Source organism: Paenibacillus alvei DSM 29, assembly GCF_000293805.1.
GTDB lineage: Bacteria > Bacillota > Bacilli > Paenibacillales > Paenibacillaceae > Paenibacillus_B > Paenibacillus_B alvei.
The window spans coordinates 56,577-77,875 of the sequence record NZ_AMBZ01000005.1; the positions used below are offsets into that span (position 1 = coordinate 56,577).

The 21,299-nt window shown below is 47.7% G+C and carries 15 protein-coding genes and 1 riboswitch; of the genes, 1 reads left to right on the forward strand and 14 read right to left on the reverse strand.

All coding sequences use genetic code 11. The features are described from left to right. Positions 1–58: 58 nt before the first annotated feature. The 4 genes from PAV_RS17160 to PAV_RS17175 all read right to left on the reverse strand — a co-directional run bounded on the left by PAV_RS17160 (position 59) and on the right by PAV_RS17175 (position 6,960). Positions 59–3,997, reverse strand: coding sequence for an SdrD B-like domain-containing protein (locus tag PAV_RS17160; protein WP_005548465.1), 3,939 nt, complete (start codon positions 3,995–3,997; stop codon positions 59–61). Between the two features lie 272 nt (positions 3,998–4,269). Continuing rightward, the gene (gene sdaAA, locus PAV_RS17165; protein ID WP_005548466.1) at positions 4,270–5,139 is read right to left on the reverse strand and encodes an L-serine ammonia-lyase, iron-sulfur-dependent, subunit alpha; all 870 of its coding nucleotides are present in this window, start codon (positions 5,137–5,139) and stop codon (positions 4,270–4,272) included. Further along, the gene (gene sdaAB / locus PAV_RS17170; RefSeq protein WP_005548468.1) at positions 5,124–5,831 is read right to left on the reverse strand and encodes an L-serine ammonia-lyase, iron-sulfur-dependent subunit beta; all 708 of its coding nucleotides are present in this window, start codon (positions 5,829–5,831) and stop codon (positions 5,124–5,126) included. Before sdaAB ends, sdaAA begins: the two co-directional genes overlap by 16 nt. 67 nt (positions 5,832–5,898) lie before the next feature. Continuing rightward, entirely contained in the window at positions 5,899–6,960 is a 1,062-nt protein-coding gene (locus PAV_RS17175) for a PTS sugar transporter subunit IIC (RefSeq protein ID WP_005548470.1), read from the reverse strand. Positions 6,961–7,552: 592 nt separating this feature from the next. On the opposite strand from PAV_RS17175, the gene PAV_RS17180 reads away from it, so the two are divergent. Next, positions 7,553–8,227: a helix-turn-helix transcriptional regulator gene (locus PAV_RS17180; RefSeq protein ID WP_005548472.1), complete on the forward strand. Its 675-nt coding sequence runs from the start codon at positions 7,553–7,555 to the stop codon at positions 8,225–8,227. 325 nt (positions 8,228–8,552) lie between these two features. On the opposite strand, the gene PAV_RS17185 is transcribed toward PAV_RS17180, so the two are convergent. From PAV_RS17185 to metA, 10 genes are all read right to left on the reverse strand, one after another. After that, on the reverse strand, positions 8,553–10,028 hold the full coding sequence (locus tag PAV_RS17185; RefSeq protein ID WP_005548473.1) for an ammonium transporter: 1,476 nt from the start codon (positions 10,026–10,028) through the stop codon (positions 8,553–8,555). 280 nt (positions 10,029–10,308) lie between these two features. Next, positions 10,309–11,463 carry a M1 family aminopeptidase gene (locus PAV_RS36260; RefSeq protein WP_238555851.1) on the reverse strand — a complete coding sequence of 385 codons (1,155 nt, stop codon included), beginning with the start codon at positions 11,461–11,463 and terminating at the stop codon, positions 10,309–10,311. A gap of 191 nt (positions 11,464–11,654) precedes the next feature. Continuing rightward, positions 11,655–12,545: a gluzincin family metallopeptidase gene (locus PAV_RS36265; RefSeq protein WP_238555852.1), complete on the reverse strand. Its 891-nt coding sequence runs from the start codon at positions 12,543–12,545 to the stop codon at positions 11,655–11,657. Between the two features lie 202 nt (positions 12,546–12,747). Then, the gene (thrS, locus tag PAV_RS17195; RefSeq protein ID WP_005548475.1) at positions 12,748–14,721 is read right to left on the reverse strand and encodes a threonine--tRNA ligase; all 1,974 of its coding nucleotides are present in this window, start codon (positions 14,719–14,721) and stop codon (positions 12,748–12,750) included. A gap of 496 nt (positions 14,722–15,217) precedes the next feature. After that, positions 15,218–16,141, reverse strand: coding sequence for a putative sporulation protein YtxC (ytxC, locus tag PAV_RS17200; protein WP_005548477.1), 924 nt, complete (start codon positions 16,139–16,141; stop codon positions 15,218–15,220). A gap of 182 nt (positions 16,142–16,323) precedes the next feature. Next, on the reverse strand, positions 16,324–17,463 hold the full coding sequence (gene mqnC, locus PAV_RS17205; RefSeq protein WP_040736184.1) for a cyclic dehypoxanthinyl futalosine synthase: 1,140 nt from the start codon (positions 17,461–17,463) through the stop codon (positions 16,324–16,326). A 20-nt stretch (positions 17,464–17,483) separates the two neighbouring features. Further along, complete coding sequence (locus PAV_RS34745; protein WP_005548481.1) at positions 17,484–17,642, reverse strand: hypothetical protein; 159 nt, start codon at positions 17,640–17,642, stop codon at positions 17,484–17,486. Between the two features lie 43 nt (positions 17,643–17,685). Beyond that, positions 17,686–18,876: a trans-sulfuration enzyme family protein gene (locus tag PAV_RS17210; RefSeq protein WP_005548482.1), complete on the reverse strand. Its 1,191-nt coding sequence runs from the start codon at positions 18,874–18,876 to the stop codon at positions 17,686–17,688. Then, entirely contained in the window at positions 18,869–20,062 is a 1,194-nt protein-coding gene (locus PAV_RS17215; protein ID WP_005548483.1) for an aminotransferase class I/II-fold pyridoxal phosphate-dependent enzyme, read from the reverse strand. Before PAV_RS17215 ends, PAV_RS17210 begins: the two co-directional genes overlap by 8 nt. Then, positions 20,059–21,003 (reverse strand): homoserine O-acetyltransferase MetA, encoded by a 945-nt coding sequence (gene metA, locus PAV_RS17220; protein ID WP_005548484.1) that lies wholly within the window; start codon positions 21,001–21,003, stop codon positions 20,059–20,061. The genes PAV_RS17215 and metA overlap by 4 nt, the downstream gene beginning before the upstream one ends. Positions 21,004–21,167: 164 nt before the next feature. Continuing rightward, positions 21,168–21,296: riboswitch (SAM riboswitch) on the reverse strand. Between the last annotated feature and the right edge of the window lie 3 nt (positions 21,297–21,299).

Here is a 21,299-nt window from a genome sequence, read left to right on the forward strand (position 1 = left end):
CGTCCATCTATGCATAACAAAAGCCGTCGAGGAGCTTTACTCCCCGACGGCCGATTCGTTAGCGATCTGCTGCCGCTTTTTTTCGCAATCCCCACATGATGACAGCGGCGATGCACAAGAACATACCGATGATCGGTTCAATTGGCGCTTGCTCTCCAGTCTGAGGCAAGACGCCCGGACGATTCGGCTGCTGATCAACGTCGTGCTTCCCGCCCAATTCAGTACCGTCCGCTTCCTCCTCATTCGTTCCTTCATCCGGCTTTTCATCAGTACCTTGACCCTTATCCGGCTTTGTATCGTCATCCGGCTCTGTCGCTTCGCCTGGGTTAGGATTCGTCTCGCCATCTGGATTCCCAGGTCTAGGTTCCACGATTGTGCCCGGAATCGTCGTCGGTTCCTGAATACCCGGTTTACCTGGCTCTATAGGCGACCCGGGATTGGTAGATCCGCCGGGATTAGTTGACCCGCCCGTTCCTGGTTCCGGATCTGGATTTGGATTGACCGTTCTTACAATAAGCCCCGCATCAATCGTAAGATCCCGTGGACGTTCCGCCGTAAGTACGATGTTGTCTGACCAACCATTTGAATCCGCATCAGAATCGAGCACGCGATTGTCTCCCTGATGCCGTTTTGTGAACGAATACCCCTCTGGCGCAATGAATCGAACCTTATAAGTGCTTACATCCAGATCATTAAATAAGTAATAGCCAGGCTGATACACGTAATCGGTCACACCAGGATCATAGACCGATCCCGTGACAGTCGGATCATAGACCGAATTTGTCACCGAGCTGTAATACACGGAATGAGTGACCGTCGTAGCCAGCTTTGCATTGTTGTAGTTATATAATTCGACCACAACTCCATTCAAACCAGTTCCATTCTCGTCCTGAATTCCATTGCCATTCGTGTCGATCCATACATATTTGCCGATGGCTCCCTTGCCCGGAATAGACGGGATATCCTTCTTAATCAGACCTGCGTCAATGTCATGATTTTTACCGCCTTGTCCTAGCGTAATGACGTCCGTTCTGCCTTCCACGTTAGCCTTGGAGTTCCGCCCTGGATTCGTTATCGCATCCTTCACCGTAAATGCATCATAGCCTTCCGGCAAGTGGAACGTAACGTAGTATTTGCCCGCATCCAATCCAGTAAACAGATAGTATCCAGGTTGCCCTTCGTGATTATTGCCGGTTACAGTGGTTTGTATCACCTTGCCGTCACTCTCGCGATGCAAGTCGACGCGAACGCCGTTAACGCCATGATCCTGACCTTCATCTTGAATCCCGTTTCCATTTTCATCGTACCAGACGTAGTCCCCAATCTCTCCCTTTGGATCGCCCTTAATCTTAATACCGACCTTAAGCGGTTCAGCCGGGAGCATAGCTATGTCGCTAATGACTGAAGTCGCGGTATATCCGAAGGAATTCCATGCAATCTGATCGCCGCCTGCAGGCGCGTCAACCGGCGCACGCATTGTCCATGTCAATTCCTTGGATTGTCCGGGAGCCAGTATAACATCACTGGCGAATTCGAACTTTAAGGCTCGTACCTTCGAAATATCTTGCGGGGGCTCCTTATCCCAGTTGCCGCCTGACATCGATACCGCTTCATCGATGCTGTAATATACCGTTACACCGTTCGAAGGCAATATCGGCTCCTTCAGAATCGGGGTCCACTTACTGCCTCGCGGCGTTTTATCGATGACTCCGTGATCACCGATATGCGGAAGCGCATCTACGATCAAAAGGTTTTTGACACCAATTGATCCCCGGTTCGTTATGGAGATTTTATACTTAATTTCTCCACCCGGCGCAGCATTTCCGATATTTGGATATTTTGACCATTGCCCGTTATCTAAATCCCCTAGAACCCATTTTTCCGAGACCAAGCTATCGATGCCGTTCACATCAATTTTATCTCCGTTATATACATACCACTTGCCGTCCTCTTGCTTGTATCGCTGGTTCTTAAAGTTGGTCAGCCCGTTAATATAGTTGTGCCGTTCTGAAGTGACCTCGACTTCATTGTAAACTTCGCCTGTCGGGGTATCCGGCTTCACTCTCGCTTCGAAGGTAAAGGTGAGCGCCTCGCCCTTCTGCAGCGTCAAGGAGTTGTTGCCGTTCATGCCCCATGCCCATGTAATCGGCGTGCGCCCTTGCTGATCCTCCTTCGCTTCTGAGAACGCAGGAGCAGGCACCTGCTTGCCGTTAATTGGCTCCAGCTTTAAACTATCCGGCACATATTCCAATTCTTTCGGCAGCAGGTCGGTAACAACCGGATCGTGAAACGGAACATCTATTGGGCTGGCATTGGTTGCAACAATCTTATAGGTAACCGTACCTCCTGGAGAAGTACTTTTTCCACGTACAACCGTTTTATCCACTTCCAGCAGCGGACGCTTATCTACCGCTAATACCTTAACCCCCGTTAAATACTCGGTCTTCTCGCCGTTGAAGCTGTATTCCATGCTTGCATAGTTAATCGTTTGTTTCCACTGCTTCGGGTGCTGCTTGGCTTCTTCGTTTGTAGGAAGTCCGTTATTTTTATCCAGATAGGTAAAGTCGTCTTTTGGATACTTTTCTGTCAGGCGGGGAAAATCGCCATACTTATAATCATCATGTTTGACGCTATCATAAGACGTTAATTGATAACGAAGTTCTAAAACGTCTTGCGGACGGAACGCAACAGGGACGTCGCCCAAAACAAGGCGGATGCCTTGAATGTCAGCGTTAAGTTCTGCTGCCAACAGCTCGTGTTTTGTCTTGAAACTTAGTCCCTTCCAAGTCTTCCAATCTCTTTCCTCAGGTGTGCGTTTCGACGTATACTGAATCTCGTACTCATCTTTATCTGCACCATCGAAGGCCGGAATGCGGATATATTGCAATTTCATGCCCTTCGGCGTCATATCTGTCATGACGGCCTGATTCAGAGAGACATTGGCAGCATTCCCTACTCCGCCAATAAAAAAGCTGACTTCCTGGCCTTCCGATAATTCCTTCTCCTGGCCGCTCCATATTTGCTTGTAAATCCATATTCCTCCGCCAGGTTGCTTAATAAAGTCGTGTTCAGTCTTCGCTGTCAGCTGCTTGGCCGTATCTCCCAAAGGTTGATAGGTTGCTTTGGCCGTATTCACCACCGTTTTCGTATCGCCAGTGCTCGGATCAATCACCTTATCTTTAGGATACAAAACCGTCACGAGTATACTTTTGGAACGCTCCGTTATTTTCTCCTTATTGAGCTCCTTCGCATCAATTTTCCATGTTAAGGTCTGGCCCTGTATGGAATCAGGCGCGGGGGCTGCCTTAGAGAATTCGGCTTCAGGCGGCAGAATGTCGGTAATCACTACATGGTCAATGTTGAGATTGCCGTCTTTGTCTGCCGGATTCTTGTTGTCCTTCAGCATAATTTCATAGACGACTTCATTTCCTGGCTGCGGCTTCACGCCTTCAACGGGTACGATTCGCTCCTTAGTAAGTGCCCAGTCCGCGGATGCCTTCCCTGTAACGGTTACAGGGTTCGATTCGACCTGTAAGCTTCCGGAACGTTGGTTAAATGTCGCAGTTGTCGTTCCAGCAGTCCCGTTAGGCGTTGTGTGATTAGGGAAATAAGCCTTCACCTGCAGTTTTCCCGTCGCGCCAGATGAAGTAGGATTCTTGAATGTAAACGTCACTTTATCCATGCCGTCCATATTCTCATGCTTACTTACAACATGTTCAGAACCCTGCACTTCCTCGAACACGATGCCTTTAGGCAAGGGAAGCACAATTTCCGCATTGGAATAGTCCTCTGTCGTACTGGATAGGCTGTACTCAATTGTGTAGGTAAATGTCGCTCCTGTGAGCACTGTGTCCATACTGCTGCTTAATCGCAATTGAATTCCTCGTGAGTCGTTACCTGTTGCGTTCGCATGCGCCGTGACAGGCAGGAGCACTGTGTTCAAGATGAGCAACAGCGCCCATATGGACGCCTGCGCCCTTCTTAGTGTCCTCCTCAAATCGATCTCTTCTCCTTTCTGTAAATAAATTTGAGCCGTCCGTTTAGGAATCTATCCACACGTACGACTTCCTTCCTATCCTAATCAATGGCACTGAACAAATTCTGAATGAAGGAGGAGGAATCTTAAGCGATATGCAAAGATAGGGGAAAAATGCGAAGACAAAAAATAAGGCAGGCGATTGCCTGCCATTGCCATACATGAAAGTAACGCTGAACTTCATCCCATGGCATATAAACCAAGCATGCGTTCAGGGGATTTTGGCGTTTGCGCTATTGGCTCAACACACGCTTTTCCAGCTTGCGGCCGGTCGGCGTGTTGGCCAGACCGCCTCCAGCAGTTTCACGGTAGGCGCTTGGCATGGAACGTCCAACTTCATACATGGCCATAATCACCTCATCGGCCGGTATTCTGCTCTTGATGCCGGCTAAAGCCATATCCGCGGCTACGACCGCCGATGAGGCACCGACTCCGTTCCGCTTCACGCAAGGGACTTCTACAAGGCCTGCTACCGGATCACATACTAATCCCAACATATTCTTGAGTGCAATCGCCATCGCTTCTGCCGATTGCTTTGGCGTTCCGCCTGCCATTTCTACGACAGCCGCAGCAGCCATTCCCGTTGCGGATCCAACCTCTGCTTGGCAGCCGCCAGCCGCGCCCGCGATGCAGGCGTTATTCGCGATTACGAATCCAAAGGCGCCTGCTGTAAATAGAAATTCAAGCATTTGCTCCCGCGTAGGGTTCAGCTTCTCCTTGACGGCGAACAAAACCCCTGGAACGACGCCTGCCGAACCTGCGGTCGGATTGGCGCAGATGATGCCCATGGCCGCATTTACTTCGTTGGTAGCAACAGCCTTGCTAACTGCATCAAGTACGAGGGATCCAGCTAATGCATTGCCACTGGCTATATATTGTTGAAGGAGGAGTGCATCCCCTCCGGTCAAGCCGGAGAGAGACCGGACTCCTTTTAATCCTTTCTCGATGGCCTGCTCCATCACGGTCAGATTGGCATCCATCGCCTTCATGATTTCTTCTTCCGTCTGCTGCCGAAGCGATACTTCTCTCTCCAGCATCACGCGGGATATTTTACACTGCCTCTCTTCGGCCAACCGGACAAGCTCTGCTACGCTATGGAACATGATTGCCCTCCTTCCGCGCCCGTGCGCTGGTAGGTTTGCACTTGCCATATTTCTTTTATATGGGGGAGCGCATGCATGCGATTGATCACTGCCACATCAACCGCTTGGTCAAGCTCGATGGCCATCAAGGCGCTCTCGCCTTTACCTGAACGGGACACTTCCATATATCCGATATTTATATGATGCTGTGCAAGCAGCGAGGTTACATTTGCAACGGCACCCTGCTTGTCCTCATGCAGGACGAGCATGGCTGGAACTCTGCCGGCTGGGTTCGGATCCAATTGTACGACTTCGCGGATTTCCATGCTTCCTCCGCCGATTGACACGCCGACGACCTCGATCGCGCCGCGCTTGTCCCGCAACGTGAGGCGTGCCGTATTCGGATGCTCGCTCTCCTCCTCCGATGTCACGAAAGTAATGCGGACGCCCTGCTCTTCTGCGATGCTGAGGGCATTCGGAATTCGTTCGTCTGACGTATCAAAGTCCAAGATTCCGCTTACGATTGCCATATCGGTCCCATGGCCTTTGTACGTTTTCGCAAATGAACCGTATAAGGTAACCGTGACGGATTCTGGCAGTCGTCCGAACAGATTGCGGGCTGCGCGTCCAATTCGGTTGGCTCCTGCCGTATGCGAGCTGGATGGGCCGATCATGATAGGGCCAATAATATCAAATACAGATGTGAACGGCATAATAATTCCCCCCTTACAAAGGAATTGATGGATGACTGAGACTATTTTTGTTATATCTTGTTCTGGTTTACGCCACTTCAGTGCCGGCTGCGGCTGCAGGCTTAGGAGAAAGCGCGGTTCCGCGAATCTCAGCGACCGTGCGGATCTTACATTTTTTGAAGATCAGCGAGCCGATGTAACCTGCCGTGATGCCGCATAGTGCGCAAAGGGCTGCCGCAATCGTTACCGTCAGCGGATCGTTGAAGCCGTACATCACCATGAGTCCCGCAATTGGGGTTGCAGTACCTGTCGCATTATTCGTCAGATTGAACAAAGCTACGACGACCCCAGCCATCGCTCCTCCCAAGAAGTTGGTTACATATACCGGAATCGGATTGGCTGATATGATGTCTGCTTGCGTTAATGGTTCAATCGCTACCGCAATCGTGTCTCTCCGGTCACCAAACTTCATACGATGGAAAAAGACGAAGTTCATGAAGGATGATCCCATGACGGACAAAGCTCCGATGGCCATCGGCAAGCCCGTAAGTCCCAGCATGGCAGTCAGCGCCATCGAGCTGAGCGGTGCGGTTGCGACGACGGTTATAACTCCACCGAGCACGATACCCATAACGATTGGGTTATCATTTGCTGCCGTTGTAATGATGCCGCCAATATTAAGCAGTGTTGCATTGACTACTGGCGTTGCTATGTTTGCTACAAATCTAACAAGCGGTGCGGCAACGATGATGCATACGATGAGATCTAGTCCGTCCGGAACTTTCTTCTCGATTAGTTTGACAAGGAACGATACGAGATAACCGGCAATGAAGCCAGGCAGCAATCCTGTTCCCGCACACGCTGCCCCCAGCAGCAGAGCATAGACGGGGGAAACGCCCATTGCGAGCGCTACCAATGCGGCTGCGACCACACCGCCCATACTGCCGGAAGCGAGCCCAACCTCTTTGGCAAGACTGAAGCCAAACAAATCGCCACCTACATAACTTTGAAATGCTTCTACCAAAAAACTGGCAACTGCCGCACTTGCCAAGGCCCCCATTGCCTTCATGCCGTTAGGCGCTTTAAAGCTGAAAAGGGAGAAAAGGGACAATACGAGCAATAGTAGGGCTGTACCGATTACGATGTCCATACGTGAAGCTCCTCCTTCATGGGTACATATTAGTGGTAACCGCTTACAAAACATTTAAGGCGCATTTTTACTGCTACATGATTGATTAAATAAAATTTTTAATTAATGATTAATTAACTCAAAAATAATTGAGTTTATCAACTACAACTTGATTGTATCAACTTTTTTTCAATTACACAATTCTTTTATACGTATTTTCGGAAATTGACGCAATTTACCATAACTAAGCAATTTGCCATGGATAATGATTCAAGGGATAAAGGAGCAAAACAAAAAGGGAAACGCTTTAATCCCTTTAAATGAGCGTGTCTTCCTATTAATATAGGGACTTCAGTACAACTAATATCGGTGGATGGTTTTGGTAGTAAAAAAGAAACGGGGATTGATTGAGGCTGGAGTTAGCGTTATGATAATAGTAATTCATCATTACTGTATGTTGATTCAATCAACTTTAGTTTATATGATCAACTATTTTTGATTACGAGATTGTCCAGAGCGCCATTATTATTTTGTATCAAGCAATATAATATTTCTCGAATGACAAAGAGATCTTCTGGTCAAATTCGGGTTGTCTAAGGAAGGACTTGATGCAATGAATACAAAATTTACAGTGCAAGATCATTTAATTTTACAATCCTACGATGCAGTAGTAGAGGGGTTGGCCAAATATTTGGGGACTGCTTCGGAAATTGTTCTTCATAGCTTAGAAGATTATCAGCATTCGGTTGTTAAAATCGCCAACGGGCATCATACAGGCAGAGAACTGGGAGCGCCTATCACCAATATAGCTTTGCAAATGCTGCAAGAAATTGAACAAACCAATGGGAAGCAATCGCTCAGCTATTTTACGAGAAGCAAGAATAATCGCCTGATGAAGTCCAGCACAATCGCGATTCGGGGTGATAGCGACAAGATTATCGGCCTGCTTTGCATCAACATGAATATTGACGAATCTTTTGCCGATGTGCTGCAAACCTTCCTGCCGCAACCAGAAATGGATTCAAAGGGGCAGTCCGAGCATTTTGCTTCCTCCGTGGAGGATATGATTCAAGAAACGATTGAACGAACGATTGAAGAGGTCGATGCTTCTCCAGACATCTCTTATGCGAACCGGAACAAGCATATTATCGGCCTGCTGCATGAACGGGGCGTATTCAACCTGAGGGATGCGGTCACCATCGTGGCAAACGCGCTGAAAATCACAAAGCATACGGTTTATCTGCATTTGCGCAATATCACTTCCAAAAGCGAAAAAGCAACGAAATAGAGATAGAATGAACGAAGATCATAGCAGGATTAGCGACCGGTTTTTCAATTAAGCCAGGTCGCTGTTTTTTGCGGGCAACATCTGTTATAAGGCCAGCCTCCCCTTCAGGGAAAGATGCATGTAAACTTTCCCAATCAACTTTCAACAGATTCCATTCGTGTTTAGTCCCCTTGGATCAAGAGATTCCTTTCATTTAAGCTCCGGAACACTGCGGGTATCGGCTCGCGAGATTGTACGCAGTCATGCTCATCGCAAAAAAGACCGTGTAAGGCTGTTTGCGATAAGCATGATTCTTCCAAAATCATAACTGTCAATCTGTATGGATCTATCTTAAATGGAAAGTCCGGGGCAAGTAGGACACTCGCTTCACGTTTTCCTCATCTGATTCAGTTCTGAATGGTTCTGGCATGTCTGAATCAGCACGTTTAAAATGCTCAGGATAGCCATACTCGCCATGCTCACTTATATCCAAGCCGATACATTCTTGCTCCGCTTGAACGCGCAAGCCGACCAACCGTTTCCCTGCATACAGCAGAACATAAGAACTGACAAATGCGAATCCGCCCGCAGCCAGAATTCCATAGGCTTGCACCCATAGCTGATGCAGACTGCCAGTATCCAGCCAACCTCCTTGGCCTACACCAACCTTCTCCGCCAATGCCGAAGTGGCGAATATCCCATTAGATAGTGTCCCCCATATCCCTGCCACCCCATGTACCGACAAGGCTGAGACTGGGTCATCAATTCGAAGCCGCTCGAACCAGAGCGCACTGTAATACACTAGAATACCAGCCACCAAACCAATTACGATTGCCGCCCAAGGCTCCACGAATGCACACGAAGCTGTGATCGCAACCAAGCCAGCCAGCATTCCATTCAATATGGTAGGCACATCTGCTCTGCCGCTGCGCAACCAACTGATCGCAAGCGCCGCTACAGCTCCTGCCGAAGCTCCAAGCTGTGTGTTCATGGCAACATATCCGAAAAAGCCATCTCCAACCGACAACGTACTACCTGCATTGAAACCAAACCATCCCACCCACAATAAAAGCACACCGAGCGTTATATATACTTGGTTGTGTCCTTTAATTTTCCTAGATGAACCGTCTGGATGGTATTTGTTCATGCGCGGCTTCAGCAGCAATGTCGCTGCCATCGCTGCCATAGCCCCCGTCAGATGAACTACCGTAGAACCGGCAAAATCCTGCTTGCCGTGCATCGCAAGCCAGCCGCCTCCCCATATCCAGTGAGCAATAACTGGGTAAATAAATGCTGTGAACAGAATCGTAAACCAAATGTAGGCGGACAATCGCGCACGCTCAGCAAATCCGCCCCACACGATAGAGAGTGATACAGCAGCAAAGGCCAATTGGAAGGTAAAAAATACGGAAGGCGGCAAACCTGCAGAGGCTGCTGGAGCAAAAAAGAAATCACCCCAACCTATAAACGCATTCCCATTGATGCCAAAAATCAAACCATAGCCGACTGCCCAAAATATAAGGGAGCCAAGCCCAACCGTAACAACCGTCTTTGCGGCAATATGACCCGCATTTTTCATACGCGCGGATCCCGCTTCCAGCAGGATGAATCCAGCTTGCATAAGCAGCACCAAAATAGCCGACAGCATGATCCACAACGCGTTCAATCCAGATTCTAATGATTGCACAGAAGCCTCTCCGGCAGCGTTGACAGCTCCCGGAATGAGGTTAAAACATGCAAATCCAATACCAAGCAAACCTGCCCCCATACGGAGACGCCTGCCAGCACTCCGATTGAGGTTCTTGTCTCTGTACTCCCACATTTCCTCCACACTCCTCATTCATAAATGTTAGTTTATATAACATTAAAAATTATTATTAGAGGAATTATATAAAGGTAAATTGTGCAAATCAATGGGTTCTGTTATAAAATCCATGAATTGCGTCAAGTTATACAAATCTTATGTAATATAATCTTACATATAGTATTCATAAAAATGGTGATAAATAAAAAGACTGCAGAATATATTCTGCAGTCTAAGTCTTACATTCTCGCTTCATTTGGCTTGGATTGTTTAATCTAATGCAGCACTATTTCTTAGTTTACTCGGCTTGTTCAAAAAACTTGGCAATCGGATTTTCAACATGCTTTTCTTTATAAATAGAACCATCAACCTTTTTCACAATATGCTGCTGAAAATTGCTTGTAACCGACAAGCTCTGAAAACCAATTCCCGTCAGCAACTGTTCTGCCGACTCCTGCTTCATATGATCATCTGTCCAGAAATAATGCACCACAAGACGATCCTTATTGTACGGATGCTTAATTCCGTATCCACCCAGCAGTCCTGGTTTGTTCATGACTTCTTTCCAAGGGAAGCCCGCTTGTTCAGCCTTCGCAATTATAGCCGGCTTTAATGCTTGAATAAATGAATTGGACTTCGGATTACCAATTACAATGACATTGCTCTTGGCCAGAGAAGTCTCCAACTGTTTTTTCACAGCCTGCTTCTCGCTCAAGAACACAGGTTTAACGCCGCCCATGTTCAACACATTGGAAATATTCTCGAAAAATTGCTCTTGCTGCTTTTTCGCTTCTGCGCTTACAGGACTGCTGTATATGATCGCCAGCGGTTCTCCATGCATCGCCTTGCTAAGCACTTTGTACATTGTCTCTTTCGGCAAACTAGGATAGGATCGATCAATTCCATCATACATTTCTAAAATCGACAACCGCATATACTCCGCCATTTCAGCTTCTGTCATCTGGAATTCCGGCTTAAGTTCAAAATTTGGCTTATTGAGATTATCATCCATTCGGTCACGCACAGCCTTGCCAAGCTGATCCTCGATCGTTTGAAGCAAACCCGCTACTGTTGCGTTGCGATACGCATAGCGATTAAAATATTCCTTCATAAAGGCATCGAACTTTTCTTGCCCAACCGTACGGTACAATTCATAAATCGCAAGGCGACCTTTTTTATAGTACAGCGCATCTGGGGAATCTCCAGCCTTGCCATTCGGGGAATTAATTGCCCGATCCAATGAGAACGTCACAATGCGGGCACTATCAAATCCATTCATCTTGTCGCCCTGGGCATCATAGTAATACACCTTGGAAAAATCAGCAAACCCTTCATCCAAGAACGACTCGGTTTCAGAATCGTTGCCGATAATGGAATGGAACCATTGATGCGCAATCTCATGAACAAAGACAGAATCCTTTTCAGGAACAGCATTTGGACTTACCCGCCCCATTTGGATAAGGCGTGCAAACTCAACCGCAACCCCTTCTACATGGGATTCTACGATCCGAAAATCCGGATACTCATATTTGCCGAATTTATCCCCAAAAAACGCGATAACTTTAAACGCCTCGTCAATATACTTATTGATTACCGCAGTCTTTGCTGGGTCATTGTTATCATTGTAATATACATATTCAATGGTTAAGCCGTTTTTGTTTTGCTTGCTTTATGGAATTTCTCACTGGAGAAGAACACGAGCTCGCGTGTCTTGTCCGACTTCGTGGTTACAATTTTGCGGCCAGCCTCAGCAGGCTTCTCCGACATCTGTCCGGGCATGGCTACTTGCAGCTTTTCCGGAACATTCAACGCAACTTGATAGTCGGCCACCTCATAGTAATCCGTTTCAAATGTCGTGCTGTATGGCGTCTTGTTCCATTTGTGCGATGCTTCATCATACACAGACATTACCGGGAACCAATGTGCCCCATTAATGATGTCTTTATAATACGAGAGCCGCTGCGAGCCGAATGGGATCTTTGTCTTGTATTCAAGCTCCAATGTTACTTCCTCATCCTTGCCTAATGCCTTAGTCAATTGAACGGTCAGTGCCTGCTTTTCATTTTTGGTAGCGAGAGTTGTCCCGGACGAAGCGTCCTTTACGCTGATGATGTCAATGCCGCCAAGGAAATCCTCAGGCTTCTTATCTGGGTATTCTTTTGCAATTTCCTTGTTTTTACTAACGAACATGCCTGATTGTGTATCCTTCGAGCGGTTGGCATCCGCGAACAGCCGGAATACAACATCATTCAACTTGTCCTTGGACATATTGCGATATTTCACTGTCTGCTTGCCTGTAATCGTCATATCGTCCGTATTCAGCTTCGCTTGTATATCATATTGAATATGTGGAATCTCGCTTTGTTGAGATCGTGTTCCTGCCGTGGAAAGCGTCTTGCCTTGATCTTCCGCAGCCACCTGCGCATAGACTGTACCACCAGATGTCAACGGAGCAGCAAGCAGTGTAAATGCCATCGCACATGCTACCGTTGTATGTAGCAATTGTCTCCCTGTAAGCTTCATTCGTCCAATCACTTCTTTCTCCCTTTTGTTTCATCACATGATGATACATTCAATTATAGTGCACGTTGACCATTGAATCGTTCGATTTTCCTTATCATTGCCTTACATTATTGTCATGTTGGTTAATGATAAGATAGATAGTCTTGCAGAAAAAAGAAGGCACCCGTCTATGACGAGTGCCCTCTCTATATGAAGGATGCCTCTAACAAGCCCCTTATTTTTGCGAATCTTCTTGTGGAGCAGCTTGTGCAATAGAGCGAGTACGAATCTCTTCCTGCAGCAATGCAACTACTTCTGCTACCGGCTTCATGCCAAGGTCGCCTTCTCCGCGCTTACGAACGGATACTGCGCCGTTGTTCTTCTCATTCTCCCCTACGACGAGCATGTAAGGGATTTTCTCTAACTGTGCCTCACGAATCTTGTAGCCAAGCTTCTCATTGCGCACATCTGCTTCAGCGCGGATACCTGCATCACGCAGGGATTCCGTTACTTCCTTGGCGTACTCTTCGTAGTTTGGCGATACCGGAATGACCTTCGCTTGAACTGGAGAGAGCCAAAGCGGCAACGCTCCTGCGAAGTTCTCCAGCAAGAATGCAGTCATGCGCTCCATCGTACTGATGATGCCGCGGTGGATAACGACAGGACGGTGCTTTTGACCGTCATCGCCGACATATTCCAGCTCGAAGCGTTCAGGAAGCAAGAAGTCCAACTGTGCAGTAGACAATGTCTCTTCCTTGCCAAGCGCTGTTTTAATTTGTACGTCTAGCTTCGGTCCGTAGAATGCTGCTTCACCTTCAGCCTCGTAGAATGGAAGACCCAATTCTTCAACAACCTCACGTAGCATGCGTTGAGACATTTCCCACATATGGTCGTCTGGGAAGTACTTCTCTGTGTCCTGCGGATCGCGATAAGACAAGCGGAAGCGGTAATCCTTAATTCCGAAATCATCATATACGCGACGGATCAAATTAATAACTCGCGCGAATTCTTCCTTGATTTGATCCGGACGGCAGAAGATATGCGCATCGTTCAATGTCATGGCACGAACACGGTGCAAACCAGTCAGCGCCCCTGACATTTCATAGCGATGCATCGTGCCCAGTTCTGCAATACGAATTGGCAATTCGCGATAACTGCGCATGTCAGACTTGTATACCATCATATGGTGCGGACAGTTCATTGGACGAAGAACAAGCTCTTCGTTATCCATTACCATTGTCGGGAACATATCCTCCTGGTAATGCTCCCAATGACCGGATGTTTTGTACAATTCCACGTTTGCAAGCACCGGTGTATATACGTGGCTGTATCCCAAGCGCTCTTCTATATCCACGATATAACGCTCCATTGTACGACGCAGCGTTGCACCATTCGGCAGCCAGAGCGGCAAGCCTTGTCCAACTTTTTGCGAGAAGGAGAAGATTTTCAGCTCTTTACCCAATTTGCGGTGATCGCGCTTTTTCGCTTCTTCCAGGAAGTGCAAGTATTCATCAAGCTGTGACTTCTTCGCGAAGGCTGTACCATAAATGCGCTGCAGCATCTTGTTGTCCGAGTTGCCGCGCCAGTAAGCACCCGCCAAATTCAGAAGCTTGAATACCTTCAGCTTGCCTGTGGATGGTACGTGAGGTCCGCGGCACAAATCGAAAAATTCACCTTGGTCATAAATTGTGATCACGGAATCTTCCGGCAAATCACGAATAAGTTCAAGCTTCAATTCATCGCCAATCTCTGTGTAGATGCGAAGCGCCTCTTCACGAGATACTTCACGGCGTTGAATTGGCAAGTTCTCATTCACGATACGCTGCATTTCCTTCTCGATCTTCGGCAGATCTTCTGGAGTCAACGAGATATCAAGGTCGATATCGTAGTAGTATCCATCCTCAATAACTGGCCCGATACCGAGCTTCACATTCGCGTCCTTATATAGGCGCTTGATCGCTTGTGCTGTTAAGTGCGCCGTACTGTGACGAAGCACTTCAAGCCCCTCTTCTGAATCAGCAGTTACAATTTCTATCTTGGCATCTTCCTGAATTGGCGTGTACAGGTCAACAACCTTGCCATTCAGTTTTCCTGCGAGTGCAGCCTTTTTCAAGCCGCTGCTAATCGAACCCGCTACATCTTCGATTGTAGTGCCTTGTTCGTATTCACGAACAGCACCGTCTGGAAATGTTACTTTTACGTTAGACATTTGCGATTCCTCCCAGTAAATATAAGCCTTATAAAAATAAAAACACCCGCCCTGGAAAGGGACGAGTGTTATTGTTGACGTTAATTAACCCGTGGTTCCACCCTCATTCAACTGCTGACCAACCAATTACGAATGCATTATCGTATGCTGAAATATCGCCTCTGCGATACATCCTCACTCTTTCTTGCACCACAGCAGTCCTTGAGCATTCGGTAACGGGAATGATTCGTTGGATGATACTACCGAGTAGCCTCGTATTCCCATCCAAAGCTCGAAAGTGGTAAATAAACAGCGTATGCCGAAGGGACTTGCAGCCTTGATCCCTCTCTCTGAACGGTTCCGTCCGTTATTCATGTCTTTGTCATCGCATAGTGTATGCTATTGATTACTCAATACCGCATATTATATGCGATCTTCGCAAGGTGGTCAAGTTATTCCGATTGCCTTCAGACGAGAATGCCGCAGAGATAAGCTTGGACTGTCCCTCCTGCACATCTTATGTACAAGAGTCTCGCGAATGCCAACCGTCCCCGCCTAGCGCAGCATGACAGGAATTGCACAGTACACATACATGCACCCTTGACTCGAATATTTGCTGAATCGTTTTAATGACCTGCGAATCCGGCTCCCTCGTGTGAATGATAATGTTTTGTGGGGATACATTGATGAGCGTGCTCACAATCATATCCTCCATCTCCATATCATAATCGATCATTTCCACGACCATGCCATTCATCACATGCTTGGGCTCAAGCGGCTGAAGATCTTCGTCTAGGAGTGTAAACTCATGTCCGCCCTTGTGCATCAAGTGGGCGAGCGGGATTTTCGTCTCCTGAATGAATACGAAGTATTTCAATAGTCCAATGAACTCTTGATACTGCCGCTCAAGCACATATTCATCAATGGCATAATCGACCACTTCACGCAGCTCAGACAAATAATGACGCAAGCGGAACTGAATGAACCCTTCAACGTTAAGATCTGTATGATCCTCCAAATAACGACGCAATGCCCGAGTTAACTTGCCCTTGCGTCTCCGCCTGGACTCACTTGACCCCGATTCATCCCCGCCATTGAGCAACTGCTGGCAGTACTCCTCAATTTTTCGACGTTCCACCTCATTGTATTTCGAATCCTTTTCAATTAATGAAGCAAGAAGCAGCCTCTCTTTATGAGACAAAATAAATTCCGCTACCGCCTTAGCAGCCTTATTCCATACATCTTGTCCTTGTGTAGAAAGTTGAAAACCAGGCAAGATGCCCCGGCAAGTAATCCAAGCCGTCTGCCCTTCAGACCATTGTTGGAATTCCACGCCATTCGGCTGTTTATGTAAATCGCTCAGCTCCTGCTGCAGCAAGTCGGTCAACGTTACTGCGTCATATTCGGATCGCAGCGGCAACGAGATCGTGAATAACTCCATGAGCCCACTCCTTTCTGTTCCTTCTTAAGTATATGGGGTCATGAATGGAGATATACGAAGACGAATCTGGAAAACAGAGGACGATCGCAATCCTTATGAAAACACGATCAAAAATAAAAAGCACCTGCTGCCTTCCAAGTGGAAGGCCTAACAGGTGCTCCGTTCTATTTTATAGTTGACGCCTAATTTTGCATGACAAAATCTTTGGTTACCGTTGCATGCTCATCATCAAACACGCGCAAAATATTGTATTTCGTATCACGCTGCGCAGGAATTTTCCCCGCCTCGCGAATAAGCTGCAGTGTGCTTCCAATATTGACCTTATGCGTTGCACCGGCAGCTGATACGACATTCTCCTCAATCATCGTGCTGCCGAAGTCATTGCAGCCGAAGCTGAGTGTCTTCTTGCCAATTTCCGGCCCCATCGTTACCCACGATGCTTGGAAATTCGGAATATTATCCAAGAACAGGCGGCTGATTGCAAGGGTCTTCAAATATTCCTCAGGCGATACACGCTCTGCCTTCATATTCGTATTATCCGGTTGGAATGTCCACGGAATGAACGCAAGGAAACCCTTGGAAGGATAGCCGTTCTGCATGCATTCATCTTGGGCCGTGCGAATACGCTCCAAGTGAAGCGCACGCTCTTCAAGTAACTCTCCGAAGCCAATAACCATTGTGCCTGTTGTGTTCATGCCGACCTTATGAGCCGTTTGCATTACATCCATCCAATCACGCCAAGAGCCTTTCAGGCGGCTGATCTTCCGGCGAGTGCGGTCATCCAATATTTCAGCGCCGCCGCCTGGCAGCGAATCGAGACCTGCTTCATGGATTTGACGGATCACTTCTTCCAAAGACAATCCGCCTGACACTTCCTTCATCTTCATAATTTCTGCAGGAGAGAAGGAATGCATCGTAATATTCGGGAACCGCTTCTTAATTTCTCGAAGCAGATTCGTATAGTAGCTGAACGGAAGCTCTGGATTTGTGCCGCCTTGCATCAAAATTTCCGTACCTTCTACATCTATCGTTTCCTGAATTTTTTGAAATATAACCTCATCTGGGAGCACATATCCTTCTTTCGAGCCAGGGGCACGATAAAAGGCGCAAAATCTGCAATACGTATCACAGATGTTCGTATAGTTGACATTACGCCCAATTACAAATGTAGCAATCGGATCCGGATGCCATTTCTTCATGATTTGGTCGGCTGCTGCCCCCATTTTCTCGATCTGATCAGATTCGAACAAGGTCACGCATTCGTCTGTATTGATTCGTTCGCCACGAAGCGCTTTGTCCAAAATGCGGTCTATCGGTGACATCGTCACAGTCACTTCCCCTCTCAAAATGCCTTAATGCTCGTATATAAAGCGAAGTAGCCCTGCGCATGGCAGGGTTGAATTGTACGGATTATTGCATACGCCGCTTCAGCATCAATGCTGTCCATTGTATCGGTCCAAAGAAGCAGCTTCACTAAATAATCGTAACATAACTTGCCCATAAAAAACAGCACCCTCCCAAGAGAAGGGTGCTGGTAGATTGGATCATGATAACAACGCCTGCTCCAGATCGGCAATCAGATCCTCGACATGTTCAAGGCCTACAGAGAAGCGAAGCAACCCGTCCGTAATCCCGCGCTGCAGGCGGACGTCACGCGGCATAGCTGCGTGAGACATCATTGCAGGGTAAGACAGGATGCTTTCAACTGCACCAAGACTAACTGCAACAAGCGGGATTGATACTTTATTCAACACTTTCATCGCCCGCTCATCTGAACCAACATCGAACGACACCACTGCTCCGTATCCTTGAGACTGCTTCTCATGCACTTCACGGCGAGGGTGATTCGCCAAGCCTGGGTAATAAACGGCAGCAATATCCGATCGTTCGCTTAGCCACTGAGCAAGACGACGGGCACTTTGCTCACTATGATTCATGCGCGCTTCCAATGTCTTCATTCCACGCATCAGCAGCCAGCTGTCCTGTACGCCAAGCACGGTGCCCAGTCCATTTTGCAGTTGCTTCACACGGCGACCCAAGCTCTCATTCGCTGTAACGGCCAGACCTGCGAGCACATCGCTGTGCCCGCCCAAGAACTTGGTCGCACTATGTAGAACCAGATCAACCCCCAGCTCGATCGGGCGCTGGTGATATGGAGTCATAAAGGTATTATCAAGCATCGTAAGCAGTCCATGCTCCTTCGCCCATACTGTAATCTCTGCAATATCCGTAATTTTAAGCGTAGGATTGGACGGTGTCTCTAAATAGACAGCTTTCGTATTCGGACGAAGTGCTGCCTTCACCTGCTCCATATCGGTCATATCCACGAAGGTAGATTCAATGTTCAAACGATTTAAAATTGCAGTCAACAGTCGATAAGTCCCGCCATATACGTCTTCCGTTACGATGACATGATCGCCTGCTGACAGTAAAAGAAACGTTGAAGAGATAGCCGCCATTCCTGATGCGAAGGCGAAGCCATTTGTCCCGCCTTCCAGCAGAGTGATATATTGCTCCAATGCCTCACGTGTCGGATTTCCTGAACGGGAGTAGTCAAATTGAGGAGGGTTGTAGATATCCTCATGATGGAACGTCGTTGCTTGATAGATTGGCACACTTGAAGCTCCCGTTCCAGCGTCGATTTCGCCGCCAAAATGGATCAACTTCGTCGCAAAACGTCGCGATTGCTTGCCAGCATGGTCATCCGATGATTGAATCGAATTGTGTTCACTCATGTCCCTTATCCTCCACTTCTACTCTAGCCGCTTGAATCGCTTGCTCCAAATCGGCAATCAGATCCTCAACATGCTCAATTCCAACCGAGAATCGGAGCAGTCGATCATCAACGCCAATCTGATCCCGAATTTCCTGCGGAATGTCCGCATGAGTCTGTACCGCCGGATACGTCATGAGCGACTCTACTCCACCCAAGCTTTCCGCGAAGGCGATTAACTTCAGGTGGCGCAAAATCGGTTCTACATAGGCAGCATTCTTCAAACGGAAGGAGAAAATCCCTGTATTTCCTGTTGATTGACGCCGCTGTATTTCGTATCCTGGATGCTGTTCAAGCGCAGGATAATATACAGTATCTATAGCAGGGTGTTCCAAAAGCCAATTTGCAATCCTAATCGCATTATATTGATGCCGTTCCATGCGCAAAGCGAGTGTCTTCATGCCGCGCATCAATTGATAGGAGTCTGACGGGCTCAGCACAGCGCCAATCGAATTGTGCAGGAAGGCGATTTCCTCCGATAACTGCTTGCCTTTTGTCACGATGAGACCAGCGAGAACATCATTGTGCCCTCCTAAATACTTCGTTGCGCTATGAACAACAATATCTGCACCGAGCTCAATCGGGCGCTGGAAAAATGGTGTTAGCAGTGTATTATCAACGATAGTAAGAATACCATGCACTTTTGCCCATGACGCTACCTTCTCAATATCTGTAATCATCATCAGCGGGTTGGTAGGCGTCTCTATGAAAACAGCCTTGGTCCGCGGTGTACGAACAGACTCAAGCGCATCGAAGTCATTCGTATCTACATAGGAAGCCGTAACGCCGAAGCGAGACATAATCCGCTCCAGCAGACGATATGTTCCGCCATACAGATCCAAGGAGACGATCAGATGATCACCTTGACCGAACATCGCAAACAATGTCTGCAATGCAGCCATCCCCGAGCTGCAAGCAAATCCTGCATCCCCTTGCTCCAATCCTGCAGCCGCTTCCTCAAGCACGCTCCGCGTAGGGCTCTTCGTTCGAATATAATCAAACCCTGTGCTTTGGCCAAGTCTCAGATGCCTAAATGCGGTCGCTTGATAAATAGGGAAATTAATAGCTCCAGTCTTCGGTTCATGAACCGATCCAATTTGAGCTAGCTGACTTTCTATGCGGTAGTTCTCTTCATTACGTTCGATCATAATTCACGAGCTCCTTCCTTGCGCGGTACGGCTTTGCCCAATTCGTAAGGTGTTTCTTGGTATACGTAGTAGTTCAGCCAATTGGAGAAAAGAAGGCTAGCATGTGCACGCCAAGTGGAGTACGGCTTGCGGGACGGATCGTTGTTCGGGAAATAGTTTTTCGGAATGTCCATCTCCATCCCTTTGGCGATATCTCGGTCATACTCCCATTTCAGGGTACAGGGATCATATTCGGAATGGCCGGTCACAAAAATTTGCTTTCCATCATGTGTCGCAACCAAATACACACCTGCTTCTTCCGATTCCGCTAATATTTCTAACTCGGAAGCCTTCTCGACATCCTCTTTCCGCACCTCTGTATGGCGGGATTGCGGGACAAGGAACATCTCATCAAAACCTCGTGTCAGATTCACATTTTCCTTGGTCAGCACGTGCTCATAGACACCGAATATTTTCTGATCAAGCCCATATTTCGGGATGCCATAGTGATGGTAGAGACCCGCTTGGGATGCCCAGCAAATATGGAACGTAGAAGTAACGTTTTCCTTGGACCAATCCATGATGCGGCACAGCTCTTCCCAATAGTTTACCTCTTCGAACTTCATCTGTTCGACAGGCGCTCCCGTAATAATCATGCCGTCAAACTGCTCTCCCTCGATATCTTCAAACGTTTTGTAGAAGGAAGATAAATGCTGAGCAGATGTATTTTTGGATGTATGGCTCGCTGGATGAAGAAGCGTCACCTCGACTTGCAATGGCGTATTGCCCACCAATCGGAGCAATTGGGTTTCCGTCGTTTCTTTCGTCGGCATCAAGTTGAGAATGATGATTCGCAGCGGACGAATGTCCTGATGATAGGCTCTCGTTTCGTCCATGACGAAAATATTCTCCTGGGTCAATATTTCTTTGGCCGGCAAATGATCCGGAATTTTAATCGGCATGACGCTCTCCCCCTCGAAATTGGATAATGTACTCGGTGATGGCTAACATAATGCATAGAGCCATTCCGCAACTCGGCCTGCCTTGCATTAGCTGACTAATTGGAGGACGCAAAAAAGACCTTCCTCGACTTGAGAAAGGTCATGCTGTACGTTCCCATGAGCCTCTCTCATCTGTCAGTAACGACTTCCATCGTCCTGCAAGAATTAGCACCGTGCGTCACACGTAATATACGTGTGCATTGCCGGTTGCCGGGCTTCATCGGGCTTGTCCCTCCACCTACTCTTGATAAGATTGC